The sequence below is a fragment of the Streptococcus sp. CF8-6 genome (genome assembly GCF_024295845.1).
GTDB lineage: Bacteria > Bacillota > Bacilli > Lactobacillales > Streptococcaceae > Streptococcus > Streptococcus oralis_BO.
On the sequence record NZ_JANCOF010000001.1, the window covers coordinates 297,600 to 323,827 of the forward strand.

Consider the following 26,228-nt stretch of genomic DNA (forward strand, 5'->3'; position numbering starts at 1 on the left):
TCTTTTTCTATTGCTATAATTATGGTACAATGTAGTCATCAAAGGAGGAGACTATGTACTTTATCACAGGATTTTTTATCCTACTTTTTCTGATTTCATTTTTTAGGGATAATCGCAGTCTCTGGAATCCGGCTCTTTTGCTTTTATCTCTGCTCTTTTCTTACCTGTCTATTGCCAATCTTTTTTATGAGGCTGGGCAAGAAGAATTGCACATGATTTTCTTTGCAGTGATTTTTCTCTTGCTCCCTTTTTTAGTTTTTCTAAGTGGCTTTTTCCTTATTTATAACGGATTTGTGTTATTGAAAAAAGAAGGAAAATCCAAGGCAAATTATTTGTCTCTAGGATTAGGGTGCGTGATTCTATTCTTTTTTGTAATCATGGCGATTCGAGTGAGCGATACTAAGGGCTTGTTCTATACCAATCATCTAGTGAATATTATCTTTTTCTTTTTGATTTATTCGTATTTGATTTTTGGTTTTGCTTTTGCAGGATTTCTGCTTTATTCTATTCTGTATCTTTTTATTCCCAAGAAAAAATATTATGATTTTATCATCATTCACGGAGCAGGCTTATTGAATGGAGAAAAAGTGACTCCCTTACTGAAGAGTCGCATTGACAAGGCAGTAGAAGCTTATCACCAGTCTCTCAATCCCAATGTTAAAATCATCGCAAGTGGTGGTCAAGGTGGAGATGAAAAGATATCCGAAGCTCAGGCGATTTGTAATTATTTGTTGGAAGAGACGGATGTTCCGAGAGAAGCGATTCTCATAGAGGAAGGCTCAACGACGACCTATGAGAATCTTCTCTTCTCAAAAGAAATGGGTGAGAAGCTGGTGGCTAGTCCACGTTTTCTCTTTGTGACCAATGATTACCATGTTTTTCGTACCAGTACCTATGCTCGCCGTATTGGGATGAAGGGAGATGGCCTTGGTTGCCGTACAGCTGCCTACTATATTCCATCGGCCTTTATTAGAGAATATATTGCTCTATGTGTGAAGATGAGATGGCTTTTTATCGCCTTCTATATTTTATTAATTTTAGCTCTGATTTTCTCTTATAGAGGTATTTTATGGTAATTAAAAAATCAGCTCTCCATTTTTGCGGAGAGCTGGATTTTTATTCTGCAGCTTGTTGCCAACGTTTTGCTAGCTTGTGAGAAAGGCTGGAAATAGCAAAGTTAAAGATAAAATAAATCAAGGCAATCAGGATATAAAGACTGAAGACCTGCTCTGGTTCGAAATAGCGTCCCATGAGAATTTGGCTAGCGCCAAAGAGTTCTTGTAGGGCGATAACAGAGTAGAGAAGACTGGTATCCTTGATCACAGTTACAAATTGTGAAATGATAGCTGGCAGCATTTTGCGGATCGCTTGTGGGAGAATGATATAGTAGAGGATTTGCGCAGAAGTGAATCCTTGCGACATTCCTGCTTCGTACTGCCCCTTGTCCACAGCATTAAGACCACCTCGGATAATCTCAGCCAGGGCTGCTGAGGTAAAGAGGGTAAAGGCAGTAATACCAGCTGGTGTGGACTTCATCTTAAACACCAAAAAGATGGTGAAAATCCAGAGGAGGTTGGGAACGTTACGTACAAACTCGATATAAATGCTGGAGATGATCCGTAAAACAGGACTTTTCCCATTTCTCATAACAGCTAGCACAGTTCCGATAAGGGTAGAGAGAATGATAGCAATCAAAGAGATGTAAAGGGTCAAGCCAAATCCTTTAAAGATAAAGATTAGGTTATCTGGGGTCAAAACTTCTAAAATAGATTCCATAGTAACCTCCTAAAGTGAATAGGCTTTTTTGTTGGCTTGCTCCATCTTGCGACCAAACTGGGCAACAGGGAAGCATAGGGCAAAGTAGAGAAGAGCAGCACCTAAAAAGGCTGGAATATAATTTCCGTTGAGAGCAGACCAAGATTTAGTCACAAACATCAAGTCCACTCCAGAGATGATGGCAACTGTAGAGGTGTTCTTGATGAGGTTAACAATTTGGTTGGTCAATGGAGGGAGAATGATACGGAAGGCCTGAGGCAAGATAATCAAGCGCATGGCACTGATATAGGTAAAACCTTGCGACAAGGCGGCCTCCATCTGACCGCTAGGAATAGACTGAATCCCTGATCGAATAACCTCAGCAATATAAGCGCCGTGATAGAGTCCCACACAAAGTACAGCTGTCCAATAAATGGGAATCATGATGGTATGGTCACTGATAAGAGGCAAACCATAAAAGACGATGACAAACTGGACCAAGAGGGGAGTATTTTGATAAAATTCGACAAAGATACGAGCCAAAACATGCAAGAACGGGCGTTTGCTAGTTGACATGGCCCCGAAGAAGATGCCCAAAAGCATGGCGAGGATAAAGGATCCGATTGCTAGGGCAAGGGTGAAGAGGAAACCATTGAAAAATTGTCCAAAATCCTGAAAATAGGATGTCCAAGATGATAAATCTGTCATGGTGTGTCCTCCTTAATCTGCGGTATGGCTTGATGGTTTGAGCTTGTATCGGTCATAGAGCTTCTGCAAACTACCATCCTTGCTCCATTTAGTGACCAAGGTATCAAGATAGTCGTTTAGCTCAGTGTTTGACTTTTTCGTAACGATACCGTAGTCAGATGGCTTGAAACTATCATCTAGTAGTTCTGTCCGTTTACTAATGTAGCCAGACAGGATAGAACGGTCTACAGAAAAGGCATCAATACGATGAGCGTGAAGGGAAGTGATCAATTCTGGGTAGGAACCAAGTTCGACAAATTTAAAGGTTAGACCTTTCTTTTTGCCCAGTTCAGTAATTAAGCGCTGGGTGATGGATCCTTGAGCAACCCCAATAGTTTTTCCGTTTAGGTCCTCAATGCTTTTGATATTGGCGGATTTATTGACCAAAAATCCAGAAGCATCCGTATAGTAGGGACTGGTGAAGTTGTATAATTTTTTACGTTCATCTGTGATGGTAAAGGTTGAGATATCCATGTCTACCTGTTCATTGTCTAGGAGTGGTCCACGAGTTTGCGCGGTAACAGGAACGTAGCGAATCTTGACCTTGAGTTCGTCTGCAATCATCTTGGCCAAGTCCGTTTCGATACCAGAATAAGTCCCTGTCTTGGGATCCTTGTAGCCAAAATTGGGAACGTCTTGTTTGACACCGACAACTAGTTCGCCTCTTTTTTGAATGTCTGCGACAGTGGTATCAGCCTGAACTGGTTTGGCAGCAGCAAGGCTGAAAAGGCTAATCAATAATGCGGATAAAAAGAATTTCTTTTTCATAGGCGCCTCCTTATTTGACTTTGTCACTTTCGTGGTTGATAATTTTGCTGAGGAATTGTTGGGCACGAGGTTCGCTTGGATTGTCGAAAAAGTCATCGACATCTGTCGTATCTACCAAAACCTCTCCGTCGGCCATAAAGATAATGCGGTCCGCAACCTCTCGGGCAAAGCCCATTTCGTGAGTAACGACAATCATATTCATACCATCTCGGGCCAATTTTTGCATAACTGCTAGAACGTCTCCGATGGTTTCAGGGTCAAGGGCAGATGTTGGCTCATCAAAGAGGAGGAGCTCCGGATGCATGGCAAGACCACGAGCGATGGCGATCCGCTGTTTTTGTCCACCAGACAGCATGGCTGGATAGGAATCTTTCTTGTCCCACATATTTACAAATTCCAGATATTTTTGGGCTGTTTTTCCAGCTTCTTTTTTATCAATCCCTAGAACTTTTATGGGCGCAAGTGTCACGTTTTCTAACACTGTTTTGTGTGGATAAAGGTTAAAATGTTGAAAAACCATGCCGACTTCCTTACGAAGAGGAACTAAATCTTTCTGACTGGCACCTGCTACTTGGTGTCCATTTACTAGGAGACTTCCTTTGTCAACAGCCTCCAAACCATTGATGGTACGAATAAGAGTGGACTTCCCAGAACCGGAAGGTCCAAGCAGGACAACGACTTGTCCTTTTTCAAAACGGAGATTGATGTCGCGGAGTGCGTGATAGTCTCCGTAATATTTTTCGACGTTTTTAAATTCTACTAAAGTCATGAGAGATCTCCTTTGTGTTAGATTTTATAACATAATTCTACACCGAAAGAATGTTCTTGTCAAATCATATCTGAAAAAAATTCACTAAAATGTTATAAAAAAGCAATCTGAATAGAGAAAAAGCCTAAATCATGTTATAATGAAACGATAGAATTCTTAGAAAGAGTGGATGTTTTTTTGATAACTCCTACTTATGAATGGCAGTTTGCCCCGCAGGTTGAAGATGCGGATTTTACAAAGATAGCCAAGAAGGCTGGACTGGGTCCTGAGGTGGCTCGGTTATTATTTGAAAGAGGGATTCAGAATGAAGAAAGTCTCAAGAAGTTTTTAGAACCTTCTTTAGAGGACTTGCATGATCCCTATCTGCTCCATGATATGGATAAGGCTGTGGAACGGATTCGTCAGGCCATTGAAGAAGGGGAAAACATTCTCATCTATGGGGACTACGATGCGGATGGCATGACTTCAGCGTCGATTGTGAAGGAAAGTTTGGAACAGCTGGGCGCCGAGTGCCGTGTTTACCTGCCAAATCGTTTTACCGATGGCTATGGTCCCAATGCCAGTGTTTATAAATACTTTATCGAGCAAGAGGGAATTTCCTTGATTGTGACAGTGGACAATGGGGTTGCAGGTCATGAAGCCATTGAACTGGCCCAGTCTATGGGAGTGGATGTCATTGTGACCGACCACCATTCCATGCCGGAAACCCTTCCTGATGCCTATGCGATTGTTCATCCCGAGCATCCAGATGCGGATTATCCCTTCAAATATTTGGCCGGATGCGGAGTGGCTTTCAAGCTGGCTTGCGCCCTTTTAGAAGAAGTGCAAGTGGAGCTACTCGATTTGGTCGCTATCGGAACCATTGCCGATATGGTGAGCTTGACGGATGAAAACCGTATTTTGGTTCAATATGGCCTGGAAATGTTGGGGCATACTCAGCGCATCGGTCTGCAAGAAATGCTAGACATGGCTGGGATTGCTGCTAATGAAGTAACAGAAGAAACGGTTGGATTCCAGATTGCCCCTCGTTTAAATGCCCTGGGGCGATTGGATGATCCCAATCCTGCCATTGATTTGCTGACTGGGTTTGACGACGAGGAAGCTCATGAAATTGCCCTCATGATTCACCAGAAAAACGAAGAGCGCAAGGAAATCGTTCAGTCAATCTATGAAGAAGCTAAGACCATGGTGGATCCTGCGAAGAAGGTCCAGGTTTTGGCCAAGGAAGGCTGGAATCCTGGCGTTCTGGGTATCGTTGCTGGTCGTTTGCTGGAAGAACTAGGGCAGACAGTCATCGTTCTTAACATAGAGGACGGTCGTGCCAAGGGCAGTGCTCGTAGTGTGGAAGCGGTCGATATTTTTGAAGCTCTGGATCCCCATCGAGACCTTTTTATCGCATTTGGTGGCCATGCTGGTGCAGCAGGAATGACGCTGGAAGTGGAGAAACTCTCAGATTTATCTCAGGTTTTGGAAGACTATGTTCGTGAAAAAGGTGCAGATGCTAGTGGTAAGAATAAGTTAAATCTAGATGAAGAGTTGGATTTGGAGACTCTTAGTTTAGAAACGGTTAAAAGTTTTGAACGCTTGGCACCTTTTGGAATGGACAATCAGAAACCTGTCTTTTATATCAAGGATTTTCATGTCGAAAGTGCCCGTACTATGGGAGCAGGCAATGCCCACCTCAAACTAAAAATTTCCAAGGGTGAGGCGAGTTTCGAAGTAGTGGCCTTTGGACAAGGTAGATGGGCGACAGAATTTTCTCAAACCAAGAATTTAGAATTGGCAGTCACCTTGTCTGTCAACCAATGGAATGGGCAAACTGCCCTCCAGTTGATGATGGTAGATGCGCGTGTGGAGGGCGTTCAGCTCTTTAACATCCGTGGGAAAAATGCAGCCTTGCCAGAAGGGGTTCCAGTCTTGGATTTTGCTGGAGAATTGCCAGATCTAGCGACCAGTAAAGCTGTGGTTGTGAAAACCATTCCCGAGGATATTACCTTGCTGAAGACCATTTTTCAGGAACAGGATTTCTCAGTTGTCTATTTCAAAAACGACATCGATAAGGCCTACTATCTGACAGGTTACGGGACTAGAGAACAGTTTGCAAAATTGTACAAGACTATTTACCAGTTCCCAGAGTTTGATATTCGCTACAAGCTGAAAGATTTGGCGGCTTATCTCAATATCCAACAAATCTTGCTGGTCAAGATGATCCAAGTATTTGAAGAGCTGGGCTTTGTGACGATCAAAGATGGTGTCATGACAGTCAATAAAGAAGCGCCGAAAAGGGAAATTGCTGAAAGTCAGATTTACCAAAATCTCAAACAAACTGTAAAAAATCAAGAAATGATGGCACTGGGGACCGTGCAAGAAATATATGATTTTTTAATGGAATTATAGATGGAAAGGGACTGAGATGACCGATCTCGGTCTCTTTTTGTCGGATAAATGCTTGATGTGGGAGTTGTTGATAAGACGGTCTTTTGAGTGATTTACCGATGTGAAGATTGGGGAAATGATTGATTTTTTATTCTCTTCTATCACTTTATACGATGTCTGCTTTTAAACCTTATGTAGTAAAAGTATAAATTTTTGTAACATGACTAAAATATAACTCTAAACTAACTGACATGTAAATCAAGTATGATTTTCTTATCAAGAAAATATAAGGGGAATCCAGTTATGAAAAAAACAGTTACGAAACTGACTCTTGGTTTGACTTCTACCGCTATTTTGGCTACAGTTGGGGCTCAAACGGTTCATGCGAATTCTTATGTTGTCCAAGACGGTGATTCATTTTATGCCATTGCAACTGCAAACGGCATGGATCCGCATGAGTTGGCAGCTTTGAATGGAAAAACCATCTTTGACACTATCCACCCAGGGGACGTATTGGAAGTGAGTGGTTCTGTTCAGGCTAGCCCTACCTACAGTGCTCCAGCTAGCACTGCGAACGTGGTATCAGATACAGAAGATGTTGTCGAAAAGACACCAACAAACTATGGAAACTCTTATCCTGTTGGTCAGTGTACATGGGGCGTGAAAGAATTGGCTCCTTGGGCAAGCAACTGGTGGGGAAATGCCAACACGTGGGCAATCTACGCGAGTGCTCAAGGTTATAAGACAGGAAGTGTTCCAGTAGTAGGAGCAATCGCCGTTTGGGATGGTGGTGAATATGGACACGTTGCTTATGTGACAGATGTTCAAAGTGAAAACTCTATCCAGGTATTGGAAGCAAACTACAGACGTCAAAAGCAGATTGCAAATTACCGTGGCTTCTTTAATCCACATGAATTTTTAGGTAACGTCACTTATATCTATCCAAACTAAAGATGATAAAAAGATTTAGAATTTCTAAGTCTTTTTTCTTTTTGAAGAAATTTCCTATCGTTAACCTCCATCTTAATGGCTAATTGCTGAAATTTTTAGATTCTGTAGCGAACAGGAAATTCTCGCTTTTGCATGTAGATAAATCATGTCTTTGTAGAAAAAGTTCTCAAGTCGAGAGGTAAAAGTAAGTTTTTTGAACTAAAAGAGAAATTTAGAGTTCGAGAAAGGTATCTGAAATCAAAATGATTCAGAAAATCCGTATTTTTAATGGTACAATCGTTCTATTATCTTCGATGAAGCCTCCAAAAGAGAAGTCAAAGTAAAAAGATTCGATTCACAGTAGTGACTAATCTCTAGTTAAAAACCAATCTTCGTTTTGAAAATAATCAAAAAAATGGTATAATGGTAGGAAAAGATTCGGCTGAAAGTTTTAGAACTTTTAGAATAAGAGGGTAAATTAACCCCTATAATCAAGATAAATGAAGTTTCGGAGGAAAAATGAGTAATATTAGTTTAACAACACTAGGTGGTGTACGAGAAAATGGTAAAAATATGTACATCGCTGAAATCGATGGTTCTATTTTTGTTTTGGATGCGGGGCTTAAATACCCTGAAAATGAACAACTAGGTGTTGATGTCGTCATTCCAAATATGGACTACCTTTTTGAAAATAGCGATCGTATCGCAGGGGTCTTTTTGACCCACGGACATGCGGATGCCATTGGTGCCCTGCCTTATCTTTTGGCAGAGGCTAAGGTGCCTGTGTTTGGTTCTGAGCTGACCATTGAGTTGGCCAAACTCTTTGTCAAAGGAAATGATACGGTTAAGAAATTCAATGACTTCCATGTGATTGATGAAGATACAGAGATCGACTTTGGAGGAACTGTGGTTTCCTTCTTCCGTACAACTCACTCCATCCCAGAAAGTTTGGGAGTAGTTTTGAAAACAACTGAAGGTAGCATTGTTTACACAGGGGACTTCAAGTTTGACCAGACAGCTAGCGAATCCTATGCGACGGATTTTGCTCGTTTGGCAGAAATCGGTCGTGATGGTGTTTTGGCGCTCCTCAGTGATTCAGCCAATGCAGACAGCAATATCCAGGTGGCGAGTGAGAGTGAAGTTGGAGACGAAATTACCCAGACCATTGCAGACTGGGAAGGTCGTATCATCGTTGCAGCAGTTGCCAGCAACCTCTCTCGGATCCAGCAGGTTTTTGATGCTGCAGCAGATACAGGTCGCCGAGTTGTTCTGACTGGATTTGATATTGAAAATATCGTCCGCACTGCGATTCGTCTCAAAAAATTATCTCTAGCTAATGAAAGTCTCTTGATTAAACCAAAAGAAATGTCTCGATTTGAAGACCATGAGTTGATTATTCTCGAGACAGGTCGTATGGGTGAGCCTATTAATGGACTTCGTAAGATGTCCATTGGACGCCACCGCTATGTAGAAATCAAAGATGGAGACTTGGTTTATATCGTAACGACTCCATCTATCGCCAAAGAAGCCGTCATGGCGCGTGTGGAAAACATGATCTACCAAGCTGGTGGTGTGGTGAAACTCATTACCCAAAGCTTGCGAGTATCCGGACATGGGAATGCGCGTGATTTGCAGTTGATGATCAATCTTTTGCAACCAAATTACCTCTTCCCTATCCAAGGGGAGTACCGTGAGCTGGATGCGCATGCCAAGGCTGCCATGGCAGTTGGGATGTTGCCAGAACGCATTTTCATCCCTAAAAAGGGAACGACCATGTCTTATGAACATGGAGACTTTGTTCCAGCTGGAGCAGTTTCTGCAGGGGATGTCTTGATTGACGGAAATGCCATCGGGGATGTTGGAAATGTCGTCCTTCGAGACCGTAAGGTCTTGTCAGAGGACGGTATTTTCATCGTGGCAATCACTGTCAACCGTCGTGAGAAGAAAATTGTGGCCAAGGCTCGCGTCCATACACGTGGATTTGTTTATCTCAAGAAGAGCCGCGATATTCTCCGTGAAAGTTCAGAATTGATTAACCAAACGGTAGAAGAATATCTTCAAGGGGATGACTTTGACTGGGCAGATCTCAAAGGGAAGGTTCGTGACAATTTGACCAAGTACCTCTTTGATCAAACCAAGCGTCGTCCAGCAATCTTGCCAGTCGTGATGGAAGCAAAATGATAAGCAGAATACCTACAGAAAAAGTCGAAATTCGGCTTTTTCTTATAGAATAGTAAAAGGAGACAACCATGGCAGTTATGAATATTGAGTATTACTCAGAAGTTTTGGATATGGAGTGGGGTGTTACCGTACTCTATCCAGATGCTAGTCGGGTGACTGAACCAGATTGCACAGATATTCCTGTTCTTTATCTTTTGCACGGAATGTCAGGAAATCAAAATAGCTGGCTCAAACGTACCAATGTCGAACGCTTGTTGCGTGGAACCAATCTCATTGTTATCATGCCCAATACTAGCAATGGCTGGTACACAGATACTCAGTATGGCTTTAACTACTATACTGCTCTAGCAGAAGAACTCCCCCAAGTCATGAAACGTTTCTTCCCCAATATGACCAGCAAGCGAGAAAAGACCTTTATAGCTGGTCTCTCCATGGGTGGCTACGGCTCCTTCAAACTCGCTCTCGCAACCAATCGTTTTTCTCATGCGGCTAGTTTTTCTGGCGCACTCAGTTTTCAAGAATTTTCTCCTGAAAGCCAGGATTTGGGCTCTCTTGCCTACTGGCGAGGAGTCTTTGGAGAAATCAAAGACTGGGCAGCTAGCCCTCATTCGCTTGAAAGCATGGCTGCAAAATCCGATAAAAAGACCAAACTATGGGCTTGGTGTGGGGAGCAAGACTATCTCTACTCTGCCAATAATCTCGCAGTGAAAAACCTCAAAAATCTTGGTTTTGAGGTGACCTATAGTCATAGTCCAGGTAAGCACGAGTGGTACTACTGGGAAAAACAATTGGAACGTTTTTTAGCTACTCTACCAATTGACTTTGTCTTGGAAGAACGTTTATCTTAGTTTTAGGTTTCTTTCAGCTTTCTTCAGTAAAATAGAGAATCTATCTTGATCAAGGAGAATGTAATTTCAAGATAGGTTCTTATTTTTATGAAAGGTGGGACGTCATGTTCTGGATTATTCGATTATTCTTCCGATTTCTTTTGGGAATTTGGCGTTTCTTCTGGCGTCTGGTTTGGACTGTGGTCATTCTACTGCTCATTGCCTTTGGAGTGGTTTGGTATCTGACAGGTGATTTTCATTCTGCGGTCAATCAGGTTGAAAAAATGAGTAAAATTGGTCAAGGTGGCTGGAATCAATGGAAGGAGACGGGAACGCTGGAAGTCTTGTCTCAGACAGACAGTCACCAACATGCAGAAGGCAAGTGGGCTCAAGCCTCAGCTCACATCTATATTGAACCTCAAATGGATGAGACCTTCCAAGGTGCCTATGCAGAAGCTATAAAAAACTGGAATCAAACGGGAGCCTTTACCTTTGAGGTGGTTGCGGATCCTAGCCAGGCAGATATTGTGGCAAGTGAGATGAATGATGGATCGACCGCTGTAGCAGGTCAAGCCGAGAGTCAAACCAATTTGTTAACCAAACAATTTATATCTGTAACGGTTCGCCTGAATCACTATTATCTATCCAATCCAAACTATGGTTATTCTTATGAACGGATCGTGCACACGGCGGAGCACGAGCTGGGGCATGCCATCGGATTGGATCATACCAACGAAACTTCAGTCATGCAGCCAGCAGGTTCTTACTATGGAATTCAGCCTCAGGATGTGACAGCTGTTCAAGAACTCTATACCAGTAGCGACTAGATGAAGTCGGTGTAGTCTAAAAAGAAATCAAAGTTCCTCTATCAAGCGATTGGTGGGGGCTTTTTGTTCGTCCTGTTACAGGCTTTTTGCTATAATGGAACTATGAATAACTTGATCAAATCAAAACTGGAGCTCTTGCCAACTAGTCCTGGATGCTACATTCACAAGGATAAAAATGGCACCATTATCTATGTAGGAAAGGCTAAAAATCTGCGCAATCGCGTGCGGTCCTACTTCCGTGGAAGTCACGATACCAAGACGGAGGCACTGGTGTCTGAAATTGTAGATTTTGAATTTATCGTCACTGAGTCCAATATTGAGGCACTTCTCCTAGAAATCAACCTCATCAAGGAAAATAAGCCCAAGTACAATATCATGCTTAAGGATGACAAGTCTTATCCCTTCATCAAAATCACCAATGAGCGCTATCCTCGATTGATTATCACCCGTCAGGTCAAAAAGGACGGTGGTCTTTACTTTGGTCCTTATCCAGATGTGGGGGCAGCCAATGAAATCAAGCGACTACTGGACCGAATTTTCCCTTTTCGGAAATGTACCAACCCGCCGTCTAAGGTTTGTTTTTACTACCATATCGGCCAGTGTATGGCCCATACTATCTGTAAAAAAGATGAGTCCTATTTCAAGTCCATGGCTCAGGAGGTTTCTGACTTCTTAAAAGGACAGGATGACAAAATCATCGATGACCTCAAGGGAAAGATGGCATCCGCAGCACAAAGTATGGAGTTTGAACGTGCAGCGGAATATCGTGACCTGATTCAGGCCATTGGAACGCTTCGGACTAAGCAACGGGTCATGGCAAAAGATTTGCAAAATCGGGACGTCTTTGGCTACTATGTCGACAAGGGCTGGATGTGTGTCCAGGTTTTCTTTGTTCGTCAAGGCAAGCTCATTGAGCGGGACGTCAATCTCTTCCCCTACTACAATGATCCGGATGAGGACTTCTTGACCTACGTGGGGCAGTTTTATCAAGAAAAATCCCACCTGGTTCCCAATGAAGTATTGATTCCGCAGGATATCGATGAAGAAGCCGTCAAGGCCTTGGTGGATACCAAGATTCTCAAACCTCAGCGTGGTGAGAAAAAACAGCTGGTCAATCTAGCCATAAAAAATGCCCGTGTTAGTCTGGAGCAAAAATTCAATCTGCTAGAAAAATCTGTCGAAAAGACCCAAGGAGCTATTGAAAATCTGGGACGCTTGCTTCAAATTCCGACCCCAGTCCGCATCGAGTCCTTTGATAACTCTAATATCATGGGAACCAGTCCGGTGTCTGCCATGGTAGTCTTTGTCAATGGTAAACCCAGTAAGAAGGATTACCGTAAGTACAAGATAAAAACGGTTGTTGGACCAGACGACTATGCTAGTATGAGAGAAGTTATTCGCAGACGCTATGGCCGAGTTCAACGTGAGGCCTTGACCCCGCCAGATTTGATTGTCATCGATGGAGGACAAGGTCAAGTTAATATCGCCAAGCAGGTCATCCAAGAAGAGCTAGGTTTGGATATCCCAATTGCAGGTCTGCAAAAGAATGATAAGCACCAAACCCACGAGTTGCTCTTTGGAGATCCGCTGGAAGTGGTGGAGTTATCTCGCAATTCTCAGGAATTTTTCCTCCTCCAACGCATTCAAGATGAGGTACATCGCTTTGCCATTACCTTCCACCGCCAACTGCGCTCAAAAAATTCTTTTTCATCACAACTGGATGGGATTGACGGTCTGGGACCTAAACGCAAGCAGAATCTCATGAAGCATTTCAAGTCTTTGACTAAAATCAAGGAAGCTAGTGTGGATGAGATTGTCGAAGTTGGTGTGCCAAGAGCAGTCGCAGAAGCTGTTCAGAGGAAGTTGAATCCGCAGGAAACACTAGATCTACCTCAAGTAGCGGAAGAAAAAGTAGGTTACCAAACAGAAGGAGACCATCATGAACCATAAAATCGCAATTTTATCAGATATTCATGGCAATACAACTGCCCTAGAAGCAGTGATTGCAGATGCTAAAAATCAAGGAGTCAGTGAATACTGGCTTCTGGGAGATATTTTTCTTCCCGGTCCAGGTGCAAATGACTTGGTCGCTCTGCTAAAGAATCTTCCTATCACGGCAAGTGTTCGAGGCAATTGGGATGATTGTGTCTTAGAGGCTTTAGATGGGCAATATGGCTTAGAAGACCCACAGGAAGTCCAGCTCATGCGATTGACCCAGTTTTTGATGGAGCGAATGGATCCTGAAACGATTGTCTGGCTACGAAGCTTACCTTTGCTAGAAAAGAAAGAAGTTGATGGACTGCGCTTTTCTCTTTCTCATAATTTGCCAAATAAGAACTATGGTGGTGACTTGTCTGTTGGGAATAACACAGATAAATTTGACCAACTCCTAGACGAGGAAACGGACGTGGCAGTTTATGGTCATGTCCACAAGCAGTTGCTTCGTTACGGTAGTCAAGGGCAACAAATCATCAACCCAGGTACGATTGGCATGCCCTATTTTGATTGGGAGGCGTTAAAAAATCACCGTGCCCAGTATGCCGTGATAGAAGTAGAAGATGGGGAATTGGTAAATATTCTATTCCGAAAAGTTTCTTATGATTATGAAGCGGAGTTAGAATTGGCCAAGTCCAAGGGGCTTCCTTTTATCGAAATGTATGAAGAACTACGTCGAGATGACAACTATCGGGGGCACAATCTAGAACTCTTAGCTAGTTTAATTGAAAAGCATGGGTATGTGGAGGATGTGAAGAAATTTTTGGAGACTATAAAGTCAGAATATAAGGTAGACTAGTTTCTTTAAATCCCTGAAAATTAGTTGGAACTGGATGAGGGGTTCCCTGATTTAAAAGATGGACTTCGTTTGGTTACTCATCCTTGTTCCAATTTCTTTCTATGAAAAATCTCTGTAAGCTCTTTCAAAATATGGTAGAATGGATGCAGTAGAATTAGAAAAGGAAATCGTAAGTGAACTATGCTAAACTTGAATTCAATGCACAAGACCATAGTGGCTATTGGTCCTATATTATAAGGTAATTAAGACCAAGTTGCTTTATAGAATGATATAAGGAGGTGTGTTAATGAATAAGCGTAAAAAATGGGGTATTATTGCTTTAGTAATTTGTGTAATAGGAGGAATCGTGATGTTTAGTTTAAATCATCAAAAAGAAAAAACATTGGAAGAAAAAATGAGAATCGAACAGGATAGGATGGTATTGTATTTAGTTAATCATTATGAGGGAATCAATGAAATAGAATTTAATGATATAGAAAATAATGCTACAACAGGTTCAAGAACTGCGTTATTAACTCTAAATAAAGAACTTGAAATGGAAATTACTTTCTTTAAATTTAACGATAAAACTGACAATTATGTAATTAGTTGGAATAAAAGATTAAATTTACAAGAAAAAAATGAAATCACTAATCAACAAACAATAGATAATATTAAAGTGAAATATTGGAGCAAGTGATGAAAATAACAGATAAAAATTATAATGATATTGTTGATGGAGTTTATAATGTTGATGCAGGAAAAGTAAAACGACCTTGGAGAGACGATAAGATTTTTAAATCAAATGGACAAACTTTTCGAGTTCTTAGTGCAAAAGACAACACCTCCAACGGTATGCAGGCGATGGCGGTTGCTCCTGTGGATAAAAATGGGAATGTGGATTATAGCCATGTAGTGATTGCTTATGCAGGGACGAATAAAGATGATCAACTTGACATCCAAACAGATATCCAATCAATAGGATTTGGTGATAGACAGGTGTTGTCGGATTTGAAAACAAAGACATTTAGAAAATCTCAATTTCAAACGGCTCTGAGTTTTGCGGAAGAAATCGAAAAAACTTATCCCTCTGCTAAAATTACAACTGCGGGGCATTCGCTTGGAGAGTCTCTGGCTATGTATGTCGCTTTAAAGCGAGGTTATGCCAATGTTGGGTATAATGGGCCAGATATTCATAACTTGATTTCGAAAGAAGAAATCAAGTATATGCAAGAACATCCAGAACAATTTCGCAATTTCCGTCATAAGTATGATGTTATTGGCAATATTACGGGAAATACGACTCAAACAGCTATATTTCCCTACATCTACCCTGCAAAAGATAACTGGGGTGACAAGTTAGAATATCATAACTTGTCCCAGTGGCGATTTGATGAGAATGGCCAGCTAGTTGATTTGGATGGAAAACGTGTCACAAATCTCAAAGTAACGGCATTAGCAGAAGCAACAGCGGGTATGTACCGCTACCAAAAAATTAAAAGCTACCTCTCGGCAGATGGTTTGTCAAGTAGGGAAGAGATATACTTGGATAGCTTGCAGGGAATGGCTCTAGGGGAAGGAATGGCTAATGCGGCTCGAGCTGGTGCAGACGACGTCAAGCACCTTCAAGAAGAGGTGGTGTCAAAAGCACAAGAACTATGGAATCAGCTTGACTTTAGTAGTTTCCGATACCTGAGTTATGATGAAGTTCTATCGACTTTTGCGTCTGCGGGTGTGACTCAGGATACGATTGTCGGTTCAGTTAAGCAAGATTTTGAGCAAATGAATCAAAAGGCTGAAAAACTAGCCACAGAGTTTGATACCCTTAACCAACAGATTATCCAAGTCATTGAGAGTAAACTGGCCACAGATAAGGAATTGGCAGGAGAATTTAGAAAATGGAACAGTCGGATTTAGTCTTCCAAAAGTTAAAAGCAAAAGAAAAAGAGCATTATGATTTGGAAGATGAGTATCTAAAGCGGAAAGCAACTTTTACGAATCAATATAACGAACTCTATGAACGTCGAGACCGCCTTGCCCGAATCATTGAAGACGAAGCTAGCAAAATGGATGTCTTTCTTCAAAAGGGACAACACAGTTACCAAGATGGAGAACAGTTTTATAGGAGTTTGCAACAATTGATGGAGGATTCTCAGTTTGCGTGTAGGCGTAGAGAAGATGAATTGCAGTACCATGAAGAGATGTTAGATAGAGATTATCGTAAAAAGCAAGATGAGTTAGAACAGACAATCGGAGATTTAAGGAGGTCATATGCTCGCACCATTAAATGAATATTACACAGATGAAGAATATGAATTTGCTTTACGTCAGATGTATCGCATGATGGAGAGGAATAGAATCTATACAATGGCGACAGTAATCTTAAAGGAAAAAAATTCTTTGCAAACCAACTATAAAGAAAAAGTGAGAGAAAGTGCGGAGGAGACAAAAGTCGCTATTGGGAAAATAAAATCACAGATGGATACGGCCATAAAAGGTCAGGTAAAGAAAAAGTTGGAAGAAGTGACAACGGAGAAGCTATCTCAGTATGATTCCATTTGCTAATTTTATGGTGAGTGATATAGAATAATTATTACAAACTGCACAGAGCAGTTTGTTTTGCTCTTGCTTTTCCTATGAAAAATCTCTGCAAGCTCTTTCAAAATATGGTAGAATGGATGCAGTAGAATTAGAAAAGGAAATCGATTATGAAATTTCTTGAATTGAATAAAAAACGTCATGCGACTAAGCATTTTACTGATAAACCGGTAGATCCCAAAGATGTGCGTACGGCTATCGAAATCGCAACCTTGGCCCCAAGTGCCCACAACAGCCAGCCTTGGAAGTTTGTTGTGGTTCGTGAAAAAAATGCAGAATTGGCAAAATTGGCTTATGGTTCGAACTTTGAGCAGGTTTCGTCAGCACCTGTAACCATTGCCCTGTTTACAGATACAGATCTTGCCAAACGTGCTCGTAAGATTGCCCGAGTTGGCGGCGCTAATAACTTTTCTGAAGAGCAACTTCAATATTTTATGAAGAATCTGCCTGCTGAATTTGCACGTTACAGTGAGCAACAGATCAGCGACTATCTAGCCCTCAATGCAGGTTTGGTTGCCATGAACTTGGTTCTGGCTCTTACAGACCAGGGAATTGGATCTAACATTATTCTTGGTTTTGACAAATCAAAAGCCAACGAAGTTTTGGATATCGAAGACCGTTTCCGCCCAGAACTCTTGATCACAGTGGGCTATACAGATGAGAAATTGGAACCAAGCTACCGCTTACCAGTGGATGAAATCATCGAGAAAAGATAGAAGGAAGAAAAAATGACAGCAATTGATTTTACAGCAGAAGTAGAAAAACGCAAAGAAGACCTCTTGGCTGACTTGTTTAGCCTTTTGGAAATCAACTCAGAACGTGACGATAGCAAGGCCGATGCTGAGCATCCATTTGGACCTGGGCCGGTAAAAGCCTTGGAAAAATTCCTTGAAATCGCAGACCGCGATGGCTATCCAACTAAAAATGTTGATAACTACGCAGGACATTTTGAGTTTGGTGAAGGAGAAGAAGTTCTTGGAATCTTTGCTCACATGGACGTGGTGCCAGCTGGTAGCGGTTGGGACACGGACCCTTATACACCAACTATCAAAGACGGTCGCCTTTATGCGCGTGGGGCTTCCGATGACAAGGGTCCAACAACAGCTTGTTACTATGGTTTGAAAATCATCAAAGAATTGGGCCTTCCAACTTCTAAGAAAGTTCGTTTCATCGTCGGAACAGACGAAGAATCAGGTTGGGCAGACATGGACTACTACTTTGAACATGTAGGACTAGCAAAACCAGATTTTGGCTTCTCACCAGATGCTGAATTCCCAATCATCAATGGTGAAAAAGGAAACATCACTGAATACCTCCACTTTGCAGGTGAAAATACAGGTGCAGCCCGTCTTCACAGCTTCACAGGTGGTTTGCGTGAAAACATGGTACCTGAATCAGCGACAGCAGTTGTTTCAGGTGACTTGGCTGACTTGCAAGCTAAACTAGATGCCTTTGTTGCGGAGCACAAACTTAGAGGAGAACTCCAAGAAGAAAACGGTCAGCACAAGGTGACTGTGATTGGTAAATCTGCCCATGGTGCTATGCCTGCTTCAGGTGTCAATGGTGCGACCTACCTGGCCCTCTTCCTCAGTCAGTTTGACTTTGCAGGACCAGCAAAAGACTACCTCGACATCGCTGGTAAGATTCTCTTAAATGACCATGAGGGTGAAAATCTCAAGGTTGCTCATGTGGATGAAAAAATGGGTGCCCTTTCTATGAATGCCGGTGTCTTCCGCTTTGACGAAGCAAGTGCTGACAATACCATTGCTCTCAACTTCCGTTATCCAAAAGGAATAAGTCCAGAGCAAATCAAGTTAGTCCTTGAAAACTTGCCAGTTGCTTCTGTTAGCCTTTCTGAACACGGTCACACCCCTCACTATGTGCCAATGGAAGATCCACTTGTGCAAACTTTGTTGAATGTCTATGAAAAACAAACTGGGCTTAAAGGTCACGAACAAGTCATCGGTGGTGGTACCTTTGGTCGCTTGCTGGAACGTGGAGTTGCCTACGGCGCGATGTTCCCAGACTCTATTGACACCATGCACCAAGCCAACGAATTTATCGCCTTGGACGATCTCTTCCGAGCAGCAGCAATCTATGCAGAAGCTATTTATGAATTGATCAAATAAAACGATAGAAGTCTGAGATTTTATGCTTGGACTTCTTTTTGGAGGGAAAACAGATGTCTCAAATCGAAAGAATCAAGCAAGCTATTATGGCGGATCCACAGAATGCAAGCTATACAGAACGCGGAATCGAACCACTCTTTGCAGCGCCAAAGACTGCTCGCATCAATATTGTCGGTCAGGCTCCTGGGCTTAAAACACAAGAAGCTGGGATTTATTGGAAGGATAAGAGCGGTGATCGTCTGCGTGAGTGGCTAGGTGTAGATGAAGATACCTTTTACAATTCGGGGTTGTTTGCAGTTATTCCCATGGACTTTTATTTCCCAGGACATGGAAAATCAGGCGACCTTCCACCCCGTAAAGGCTTTGCCGAAAAATGGCACCCACAACTTCTCAAGGAATGTCCAAATATTGGATTGACCCTTTTGATTGGACAATATGCCCAAGCCTATTATTTACATGAGAAAGTTAGTGGCAAGGTAACGGAGCGGGTAAAACACTACAAAGACTATCTACCAGAATTTTTCCCTCTGGTGCACCCGTCACCACGAAATCAAATTTGGATGGCTAAAAATCCTTGGTTTGAGTCAGAAGTAGTGCCCGATTTGAAAAAAAGAATTAAAACCATTTTAGGAGAAAAAGAATGAAAGATATTTCCTTTGACGAATTTTACCAGCTTTATCAAAATGAGCAACTTTCTCTAGTGGACGTGAGAGAAGTAGAAGAGTTCGAGACGCTTCATTTAGAAGGTGCTCAGAACCTACCACTTAGTCAATTAGCTGATATCTATGATCGATTGGACAAGAACCTCTTGTATTATGTCATTTGCAAATCTGGGATGAGGTCAGCACGTGCTTGTCAATTTCTAGCTGAACAGGGTTATGACGTTATCAATGTCCAAGGTGGAATGACGGCCTTTGAAAATCTTTAAAGCTATATAGCGATAGAACCTAATCTTCCCTTGCTCGGTTCCAACTGAGTGAGGGATTTTGTTTTTAGATAATTCTTATTTTTAAAAATATTGAAAACATTCAATGATTAATTTTGGATACTTTTTTCAGAGTCTTAATCATGGTATACTAGGTCAGTATTTTAGAAATATGAAGGAGATTATTATGGCTAAAAAAGGTGCCCTAACAGGCTTGCTCCTGTTTGGAATATTTTTTGGTGCGGGGAACTTAATTTTTCCACCTTCTCTAGGTGCTTTATCTGGAGAACAGTTTCTTCCTGCCATCGCAGGTTTTGTCTTTTCAGGTGTCGGTATTGCCGTCTTGACACTTATTATTGGAACGCTAAACCCGAAAGGATACATTCACGAGATTTCTAAGAAAGTCTCACCTTGGTTTGCGACGCTTTATCTTGCAGTCCTTTATCTATCGATTGGCCCTTTCTTTGCCATTCCGCGTACAGCAACAACAGCTTACGAAGTTGGGATTAGTCCCCTCTTATCCGAAGCAAACAAAGGTCTAGGATTGATTGTCTTTACCGTACTGTATTTTGCAGCAGCCTATCTGATTTCGCTCAATCCTTCAAAGATTTTGGACCGAATCGGACGTATCTTGACCCCAGTCTTTGCTTTGTTGATCGTTATCTTGGTTGTACTAGGTGCCTTCAAATATGGTGGAACAAGTCCTCAAGTAGCTTCAGCGGCCTATCAATCTTCTGCTTTCGGGACAGGATTCCTAGAAGGTTATAACACCTTGGATGCCCTTGCTTCAGTTGCCTTCAGTGTGATTGCAGTTCAAACCTTGAAACAACTTGGATTCTCCAGTAAGAAAGAATACATTTCAACTATTTGGGTGGTTGGTATCGTTGTAGCTCTTGCCTTTAGCGCTCTTTACATTGGTTTAGGTTTCCTTGGAAATCATTTCCCAGTGCCAGCTGAAGTGATGAAGGGTGGAACACCAGGTGTCTATATCTTGTCGCAAGCGACTCAGGAAATCTTTGGTTCGACAGCTCAACTCTTCCTTGCTGTTATGGTAACAGTAACCTGCTTCACAACAACGGTTGGCTTGATTGTGTCTACAGCGGAGTTCTTTAACGGTCGTTTTCCACAAATCAGCTACAAGGTCTATGCAACTGCCTTTACCTTGATTGGATTTGCTATTGCAAACCTCGGTTTGGATGCAATTATCAAGTACTCAGTTCCAGTGCTGGTAATCTTGTACCCAATCACCATCGCCATTGTGATGATCGTGATTGTTAATAAGTTTGTCGCCCTATCAAAACCAGGCATGCAGTTAACCATTGGGCTTGTTACAGCTATTGCTCTTGCAAGCGTCCTTGGAAGTTCCTTTAAGATTGAGTTTCTAGAAAATCTGATTAATGCCCTTCCGTTTGCGTCAGCCTCTCTTCCATGGCTAGTGCCAGCTATTATCGGAATCTTGCTTTCCTTGGTTCTACCAAATAAGCAAGAGAGTGATGTTTTTGAGATGGAATAAAAAAATTCTTGGTCATTGACCAAGAATTTTTTGTATGAGGAGAAGTCATCAATTGGTTTGTTCGGTATAACCAGCCTCTTTAAGCATTTTTTTCGAAGCAGCAAAGCTTACACGGTTTCCAATACCAGAATATTCGTTCGGCATTGCTTTTTTTAGTTCGTCAAGACTTGCGACAGTCATGTCAACCTCGATGTTTTGGATAACTTTTTCGTCTTGAATTTCAACTTTTTGTGTAACCCCTTTGACCCCTTCATAACCTTTATAAGTATCGTCAACAATTTCCTTAATACCTTCCGCGGTATTATTAAGTTTTTCAGGGTCAAATACATTATGAACAGTTTGTTTTACAACGTCATCTCCCTTTACAGTATAAGTCAAGGTAGAATGAATTCCAGGTTTGCTATTGTGGACAAATGTGTGGGTTTCTGTCTCATCTTTCTTTTCAGATGATTGTTGACTGCTTTGTTTGCTCTCACTTGACTGAGTTGTTGTGTCTTCTTTGCTACTGCTGTTTGCAGTTGTTGATGCTTGTTTGGAACATCCGAGTAGGAGGACAAGTGAAGCCACTAGAGCTAATGAAGTTTTAACATAAGTTTTCATAAAATTTCCTTTCATAATCAAAGTATTTTGTATTATAACATGATTCTACTACAAAATCAACTAGACCTCCCCTCTCATCTGACCTGACATGACAATGAACAGAAACTAGTCAGACGATTAAAAGTTTTGTCTCTATCTATTTCAAAGAACTTTTATCGTATGGATTGAAAAGAGAATGAAGTTTCAAATGTGCTTTTTATGGAGTTGCGAGGAATCTATTGGACTCATCGGTTAGGGATGTAATAAAACACCCCAAGAGTTAGAGTTGTGTCTAACTTTTGGGGTGGACCTACACTAGTCTATATGAAATTTTAGGAGATTAGTTCGTCTTTTCTGTGAATCCCATTTTTTCCAGTGCTTTTTTAGAGTTTGAGAAACTGACACGATTGCCGATACCAGAATATTCTTCAGGAAGTGCTTTTCTAAGTTCGCTAATGCTTGCAACTGAGAAATCAACTTCTAGATTTTGAACAACTTTTCCATTTTTGATTTCAATGGTTTGTTTAACACCTTTGAGTCCATTGTAACCTTTGTACTTTTCCTCGATAAAACTCTTGACATCTTCTGGAGTTGCACCAAGGATTTCAGGATCTGCAATATTCTGAGCAGTTTGCTTGGTAACATTGTCGCCTTCTACAGTATAAACCAAGGTAGAAATGATTCCAGAATTGTTTTTGTTGACAAAAGTATGTGTCTTGGCTGTTTCTTTTTTCTCAGATGATTGGTCAGTGCTTTGTTTGGTTTCGCTTGACTGAGTTGTTGTGTCTTCTTTAGAACTGCTGTTTGCAGGTGTTGATGCTTGTTTGGAACATCCGAGTAGGAGAACAAGTGAAGCCACTAGGGCTAGCGATGCTTTAAAGTATGATTTCATATCTATTACTTTCCTTTCATAATCAAAGTATTTGTATTATAACATGGATCTATAGTGAAAGCAACTAAACACAGTTTTTCTCCTTTTGAGAAGGAGTCTGACTAGAAAAATGTTATAATGGTAGGAAAGAGGTGAAGAAATGAATCAGACTATAAACTATATCAAAGAACTAACTGCTATTGCATCTCCGACGGGCTTTACTCGTGAGATTTCAGACTATCTAGTCCATACTATAGAGAAACTTGGTTACCAGCCGGTTCGTACAGCCAAGGGTGGTGTCAATGTTACTATTAAAGGTCAAAATGATGAGCAACAGCGCTATGTGACTGCCCATGTAGATACGCTGGGTGCTATTGTTCGTGCAGTCAAACCGGATGGCCGTCTCAAATTGGACCGTATCGGTGGTTTTCCCTGGAACATGATTGAAGGTGAGAATTGTACGGTTCATGTGGCTAGCACAGGTAAAAAGGTATCTGGAACCATCCTCATCCACCAGACTTCTTGCCATGTATACAAAGATGCAGGAACTGCTGAACGCACGCAGGACAATATGGAAGTGCGTTTGGACGAAAAAGTGACCAATGAAAAGGAAACGCGCGCCTTGGGGATTGAAGTCGGTGATTTTATCAGCTTTGACCCGCGAACTGTTGTGACGGAAACTGGTTTTATCAAGTCTCGACATTTGGACGACAAGGTCAGCGCAGCGATTTTGCTCAATCTTCTTCGTATTTACAAGGAAGAGGGGGTTGCATTGCCAGTAACAACTCATTTTGCCTTTTCAGTCTTTGAAGAGGTGGGCCACGGTGCCAACTCAAATATTTCAGGTCAGGTAGTGGAATATCTAGCTGTAGATATGGGAGCTATGGGCGATGACCAGCAGACGGATGAGTACACAGTGTCTATCTGTGTTAAGGATGCTTCAGGTCCCTATCACTACGACTTCCGTCAACACTTGGTAGCTTTGGCGAAAGAGCAAGATATTCCATTTAAGTTGGATATCTATCCATTTTATGGTTCGGACGCTTCGGCAGCTATGTCAGCTGGAGCAGAGGTCAAGCATGCCCTTCTTGGAGCTGGTATTGAATCCAGTCACTCTTATGAGCGCACACACATTGATTCAGTAGTGGCGACTGAGCGTATGGTAGACGTCTATCTCAAGAGCACCTTGGTGGAGTAAAGGGGCGATAAAGTATTATGTTTGAAATGCTGAAACAATTAGCAACGCCTGCTATAATAACGGGGTTAGTTTCGGGTTTGTATGCTTATTTCCAAAAGAAAAAAGAGGAATATCGTAAGTATGTGTATGAAAATAAACAAGAAAACTTTAAAGAACTAGTTGTTTATGCCGATGAACTGGTAGATAAAGGAATTACTAATCCAGATTTAGAAAAACTACTTTTTAAAATTTCTCAAAACATTAATCCGTATGGACGAAAAATAAAAACTTTTGGAAAATATCAGTGGATAGAAGATGATGGATATATATGGTATCAAATAGAAATTATAGAGAAAAAACTTGCTTCTCAAATACTTCAAATAGAGGATTTAAAAGAACTAGCTCATCGGATACAAATTGCTAAACGATTACTAGATATAAAAGTAGAAAAAAATATTCCGCTTATAAGTTCAGCTAAAATATGGTTTTATTTATTTCAGTATGCGATGTTATTACTTCAGCTATTTTTCATTTACTTTGGGTATCAGAGTTTTATAGAACAACCTACTGGCCCCTCTTTGTTATTGGCTTATTTGCTGCTTGTTGTAATTTTAATTTTTTTACTCCCAGAATTTAGTGTTGATGAAAGTGATGATGGAAGATCTGGAATATTTATTACAGTGTGCCTTTTCTATATTGTCGCAGTTGATACTGTAATATCGTATTATTTGTATAAAAATTTATCTATTGTTCTTATTGTTGGAATAGTTTCACTTTGTTTAAGTATTGGTGTAATATTTTTAAAAGCTATTATCTTCGGAGAAAGTGAAATTGGTAAGGTATCTACAATTTATATCGAAGAATATAGAAAACTACAGGGACCTAAGTTAAGTAAGAGACGCTTTATAGATAATTTTACAGTTATTCCATTTTTTAATAAGATTCAAAAATTATTTCACAAAGATAAGAGGGAGGGGAATGATGACCTATGAACACCGACTTTTTGACCTTAATCACATCCTTCTCGACTTTGAAGCAGTGGATATCCGAGGGGTAAATAAAGCAGGGATTGACAGTGAGTGATTTAATCCCTATGTGCTTGAGAATGCAAGTATAGCTAATCCCGAGCTGTCAGGCTCAAGATATTTTGAACTTATTAGAGTTGAAAGGAGAGACTCATGTGTCTTATTTGTGAGCGGATAGACCTAATTAAAGCGGGGAAAAATCCCTACTTTGTAAAAGAACTAGAAACAGGCTATGTTGTTATTGGGGATCACCAATACTTTAAGGGCTATACCTTATTTCTGGCAAAAGAACATATAACAGAACTCCACCATATGGAGACTTCTGAAAAACTGCGTTTTCTAGAGGAAATGAGTTTAGTCCAAGAAGCAGTCGCCAAAGCGTTTAAAGCGGAAAAGATGAACATCGAACTTCTAGGAAATGGAGATGCCCACGCTCACTGGCACCTCTTTCCAAGACGAGCTGGTGATATGAAGGGTCATGGGCTTAATGGCCGTGGTCCAGTCTGGTGGGTGCCCTGGGAAGAAATGGCGTCAGAAGATTGCCAAGTGAAATCCCATGAGTTGGAACAAATGATTAAAGCCTTATCCGATGAATTAGAGAAGCACATGGCCTAAGAGAGGAAGAAAAAATGAAAAAAAGATACATCGTTTTATCAGGTTTGCTAGCAGTAACCCTAGCAGCATGTTCTCAAGAAAAACCTAAAAATGAAGAAAACACTCAAAAAACGGAACAAACTAGTCAACCTGAAGGAACTGTAGGGAGCAAATCCCAAGCCTCTAGTCAGAAGAAGGCAGAAGTTGTCAATAAGGGTGACTACTATAGTATTCAAGGGAAGTACGATGAAATTGTCATAGCTAATAAGCACTATCCTTTGTCAAAAGACTATAATCCAGGAGAGAATCCAACAGCTAAAGCAGAGTTGCTGAAACTCATTGCAGCAATGCAAGCAGCTGGCTACCCAATCAGCGATCACTACAGTGGTTTTAGAAGTTATGAAACTCAAACCAAGCTTTATCAAGACTATGTGAATCAAGACGGTAAGGAAGCAGCAGATCGCTACTCGGCTCGTCCTGGTTATAGTGAACACCAAACGGGTCTTGCTTTTGATTTGATTGGGACTAATGGAGAATTAGTGACAGAGGAGAAAGCGGCTCAGTGGCTCTTAGATCATGCAGCTGACTATGGCTTTGTTGTTCGCTATCTTAAAGGCAAAGAAAAAGAGACGGGCTACATGGCAGAAGAATGGCATCTTCGCTACGTTGGCAAAGAAGCCAAAGAAATTGCTGCAAGTGGTCTCAGTTTGGAAGAGTACTATGGCTTTGAAGGCGGCGATTATGTCGATTAAAAAAGTAATTTTTCTCTTGCATTTTTAGATAAATAGTGTATAATGGAAAGGTATGTGTAAAGCATACTTGTGGGAGGTAAAAATCTTACATTACCGCCAAAACCACAAAGGA

The 26,228-nt window shown here is 41.3% G+C and carries 27 protein-coding genes; 21 read left to right on the top strand and 6 right to left on the bottom strand.

The features are described from left to right. Positions 1-53: 53 nt before the first annotated feature. Positions 54-1,076 carry a YdcF family protein gene (locus tag NML69_RS01375; protein ID WP_254725083.1) on the top strand — a complete coding sequence of 341 codons (1,023 nt, stop codon included), beginning with the start codon at positions 54-56 and terminating at the stop codon, positions 1,074-1,076. Positions 1,077-1,116: 40 nt separating this feature from the next. Here NML69_RS01375 and NML69_RS01380 read toward each other — a convergent pair whose 3' ends face one another. The 4 genes from NML69_RS01380 to NML69_RS01395 are packed head-to-tail and all read right to left on the bottom strand — an operon-like array spanning position 1,117 to position 4,039. After that, complete coding sequence (locus NML69_RS01380) at positions 1,117-1,776, bottom strand: amino acid ABC transporter permease (RefSeq protein ID WP_254725084.1); 660 nt, start codon at positions 1,774-1,776, stop codon at positions 1,117-1,119. A 9-nt stretch (positions 1,777-1,785) separates the two neighbouring features. Then, a complete protein-coding gene (locus NML69_RS01385) occupies positions 1,786-2,463 on the bottom strand; it encodes an amino acid ABC transporter permease (protein WP_254725085.1) in 678 nt (225 codons plus the stop codon). A gap of 12 nt (positions 2,464-2,475) precedes the next feature. Further along, positions 2,476-3,270 carry a transporter substrate-binding domain-containing protein gene (locus tag NML69_RS01390; RefSeq protein ID WP_254725086.1) on the bottom strand — a complete coding sequence of 265 codons (795 nt, stop codon included), beginning with the start codon at positions 3,268-3,270 and terminating at the stop codon, positions 2,476-2,478. A gap of 10 nt (positions 3,271-3,280) precedes the next feature. After that, complete coding sequence (locus tag NML69_RS01395) at positions 3,281-4,039, bottom strand: amino acid ABC transporter ATP-binding protein (protein ID WP_254725087.1); 759 nt, start codon at positions 4,037-4,039, stop codon at positions 3,281-3,283. Between the two features lie 177 nt (positions 4,040-4,216). Between NML69_RS01395 and recJ the strand changes: the two genes are divergently transcribed. The 16 genes from recJ to brnQ all read left to right on the top strand — a co-directional run bounded on the left by recJ (position 4,217) and on the right by brnQ (position 21,118). After that, positions 4,217-6,436 (top strand): single-stranded-DNA-specific exonuclease RecJ, encoded by a 2,220-nt coding sequence (gene recJ / locus NML69_RS01400; protein WP_254725088.1) that lies wholly within the window; start codon positions 4,217-4,219, stop codon positions 6,434-6,436. 282 nt (positions 6,437-6,718) lie between these two features. Continuing rightward, positions 6,719-7,366, top strand: a complete 648-nt coding sequence (locus NML69_RS01405) for a CHAP domain-containing protein (protein WP_254725089.1) — start codon at positions 6,719-6,721, stop codon at positions 7,364-7,366. A gap of 498 nt (positions 7,367-7,864) precedes the next feature. After that, entirely contained in the window at positions 7,865-9,526 is a 1,662-nt protein-coding gene (locus NML69_RS01410; protein WP_061415081.1) for a ribonuclease J, read from the top strand. A 68-nt stretch (positions 9,527-9,594) separates the two neighbouring features. Next, complete coding sequence (locus NML69_RS01415; RefSeq protein WP_254725090.1) at positions 9,595-10,374, top strand: alpha/beta hydrolase family protein; 780 nt, start codon at positions 9,595-9,597, stop codon at positions 10,372-10,374. Positions 10,375-10,478: 104 nt separating this feature from the next. Beyond that, a complete protein-coding gene (locus NML69_RS01420) occupies positions 10,479-11,180 on the top strand; it encodes a M57 family metalloprotease (protein WP_254725091.1) in 702 nt (233 codons plus the stop codon). 102 nt (positions 11,181-11,282) lie between these two features. Next, positions 11,283-13,130, top strand: a complete 1,848-nt coding sequence (gene uvrC, locus NML69_RS01425; RefSeq protein WP_254725092.1) for an excinuclease ABC subunit UvrC — start codon at positions 11,283-11,285, stop codon at positions 13,128-13,130. Then, positions 13,120-13,974 carry a metallophosphoesterase gene (locus NML69_RS01430; RefSeq protein WP_254725093.1) on the top strand — a complete coding sequence of 285 codons (855 nt, stop codon included), beginning with the start codon at positions 13,120-13,122 and terminating at the stop codon, positions 13,972-13,974. Before uvrC ends, NML69_RS01430 begins: the two co-directional genes overlap by 11 nt. A gap of 286 nt (positions 13,975-14,260) precedes the next feature. After that, a complete protein-coding gene (locus tag NML69_RS01435) occupies positions 14,261-14,653 on the top strand; it encodes a hypothetical protein (protein WP_001042358.1) in 393 nt (130 codons plus the stop codon). Beyond that, on the top strand, positions 14,653-15,870 hold the full coding sequence (locus NML69_RS01440) for a triacylglycerol lipase (RefSeq protein WP_254725094.1): 1,218 nt from the start codon (positions 14,653-14,655) through the stop codon (positions 15,868-15,870). The genes NML69_RS01435 and NML69_RS01440 overlap by 1 nt, the downstream gene beginning before the upstream one ends. Beyond that, on the top strand, positions 15,852-16,244 hold the full coding sequence (locus NML69_RS01445; protein ID WP_000438034.1) for a hypothetical protein: 393 nt from the start codon (positions 15,852-15,854) through the stop codon (positions 16,242-16,244). The genes NML69_RS01440 and NML69_RS01445 overlap by 19 nt, the downstream gene beginning before the upstream one ends. Beyond that, positions 16,225-16,518, top strand: a complete 294-nt coding sequence (locus NML69_RS01450) for a hypothetical protein (RefSeq protein ID WP_000880830.1) — start codon at positions 16,225-16,227, stop codon at positions 16,516-16,518. Before NML69_RS01445 ends, NML69_RS01450 begins: the two co-directional genes overlap by 20 nt. 143 nt (positions 16,519-16,661) lie before the next feature. Then, positions 16,662-17,267 (top strand): nitroreductase family protein, encoded by a 606-nt coding sequence (locus NML69_RS01455; RefSeq protein WP_254725095.1) that lies wholly within the window; start codon positions 16,662-16,664, stop codon positions 17,265-17,267. Positions 17,268-17,279: 12 nt separating this feature from the next. Beyond that, complete coding sequence (gene pepV, locus NML69_RS01460; protein WP_254725096.1) at positions 17,280-18,680, top strand: dipeptidase PepV; 1,401 nt, start codon at positions 17,280-17,282, stop codon at positions 18,678-18,680. A gap of 53 nt (positions 18,681-18,733) precedes the next feature. Next, positions 18,734-19,324: a uracil-DNA glycosylase family protein gene (locus tag NML69_RS01465; protein WP_198459919.1), complete on the top strand. Its 591-nt coding sequence runs from the start codon at positions 18,734-18,736 to the stop codon at positions 19,322-19,324. Continuing rightward, the gene (locus NML69_RS01470; RefSeq protein ID WP_254725097.1) at positions 19,321-19,608 is read left to right on the top strand and encodes a rhodanese-like domain-containing protein; all 288 of its coding nucleotides are present in this window, start codon (positions 19,321-19,323) and stop codon (positions 19,606-19,608) included. The genes NML69_RS01465 and NML69_RS01470 overlap by 4 nt, the downstream gene beginning before the upstream one ends. Positions 19,609-19,792: 184 nt before the next feature. After that, a complete protein-coding gene (gene brnQ, locus NML69_RS01475) occupies positions 19,793-21,118 on the top strand; it encodes a branched-chain amino acid transport system II carrier protein (RefSeq protein WP_254725098.1) in 1,326 nt (441 codons plus the stop codon). 48 nt (positions 21,119-21,166) lie between these two features. On the opposite strand, the gene NML69_RS01480 is transcribed toward brnQ, so the two are convergent. Next, complete coding sequence (locus tag NML69_RS01480; protein ID WP_254725099.1) at positions 21,167-21,718, bottom strand: DUF1307 domain-containing protein; 552 nt, start codon at positions 21,716-21,718, stop codon at positions 21,167-21,169. Between the two features lie 319 nt (positions 21,719-22,037). Beyond that, complete coding sequence (locus tag NML69_RS01485; protein ID WP_254725100.1) at positions 22,038-22,589, bottom strand: DUF1307 domain-containing protein; 552 nt, start codon at positions 22,587-22,589, stop codon at positions 22,038-22,040. A gap of 139 nt (positions 22,590-22,728) precedes the next feature. On the opposite strand from NML69_RS01485, the gene NML69_RS01490 reads away from it, so the two are divergent. The 4 genes from NML69_RS01490 to ldcB all read left to right on the top strand — a co-directional run bounded on the left by NML69_RS01490 (position 22,729) and on the right by ldcB (position 26,116). Beyond that, a complete protein-coding gene (locus NML69_RS01490) occupies positions 22,729-23,766 on the top strand; it encodes a M42 family metallopeptidase (protein ID WP_254725101.1) in 1,038 nt (345 codons plus the stop codon). 26 nt (positions 23,767-23,792) lie between these two features. After that, positions 23,793-24,737: a hypothetical protein gene (locus tag NML69_RS01495; RefSeq protein WP_223341662.1), complete on the top strand. Its 945-nt coding sequence runs from the start codon at positions 23,793-23,795 to the stop codon at positions 24,735-24,737. Positions 24,738-24,923: 186 nt separating this feature from the next. Then, positions 24,924-25,385, top strand: a complete 462-nt coding sequence (locus tag NML69_RS01500; RefSeq protein WP_254725102.1) for an HIT family protein — start codon at positions 24,924-24,926, stop codon at positions 25,383-25,385. A 14-nt stretch (positions 25,386-25,399) separates the two neighbouring features. Next, on the top strand, positions 25,400-26,116 hold the full coding sequence (ldcB, locus tag NML69_RS01505) for an LD-carboxypeptidase LdcB/DacB (protein WP_061453363.1): 717 nt from the start codon (positions 25,400-25,402) through the stop codon (positions 26,114-26,116). The last annotated feature ends 112 nt before the right edge of the window (positions 26,117-26,228 follow it).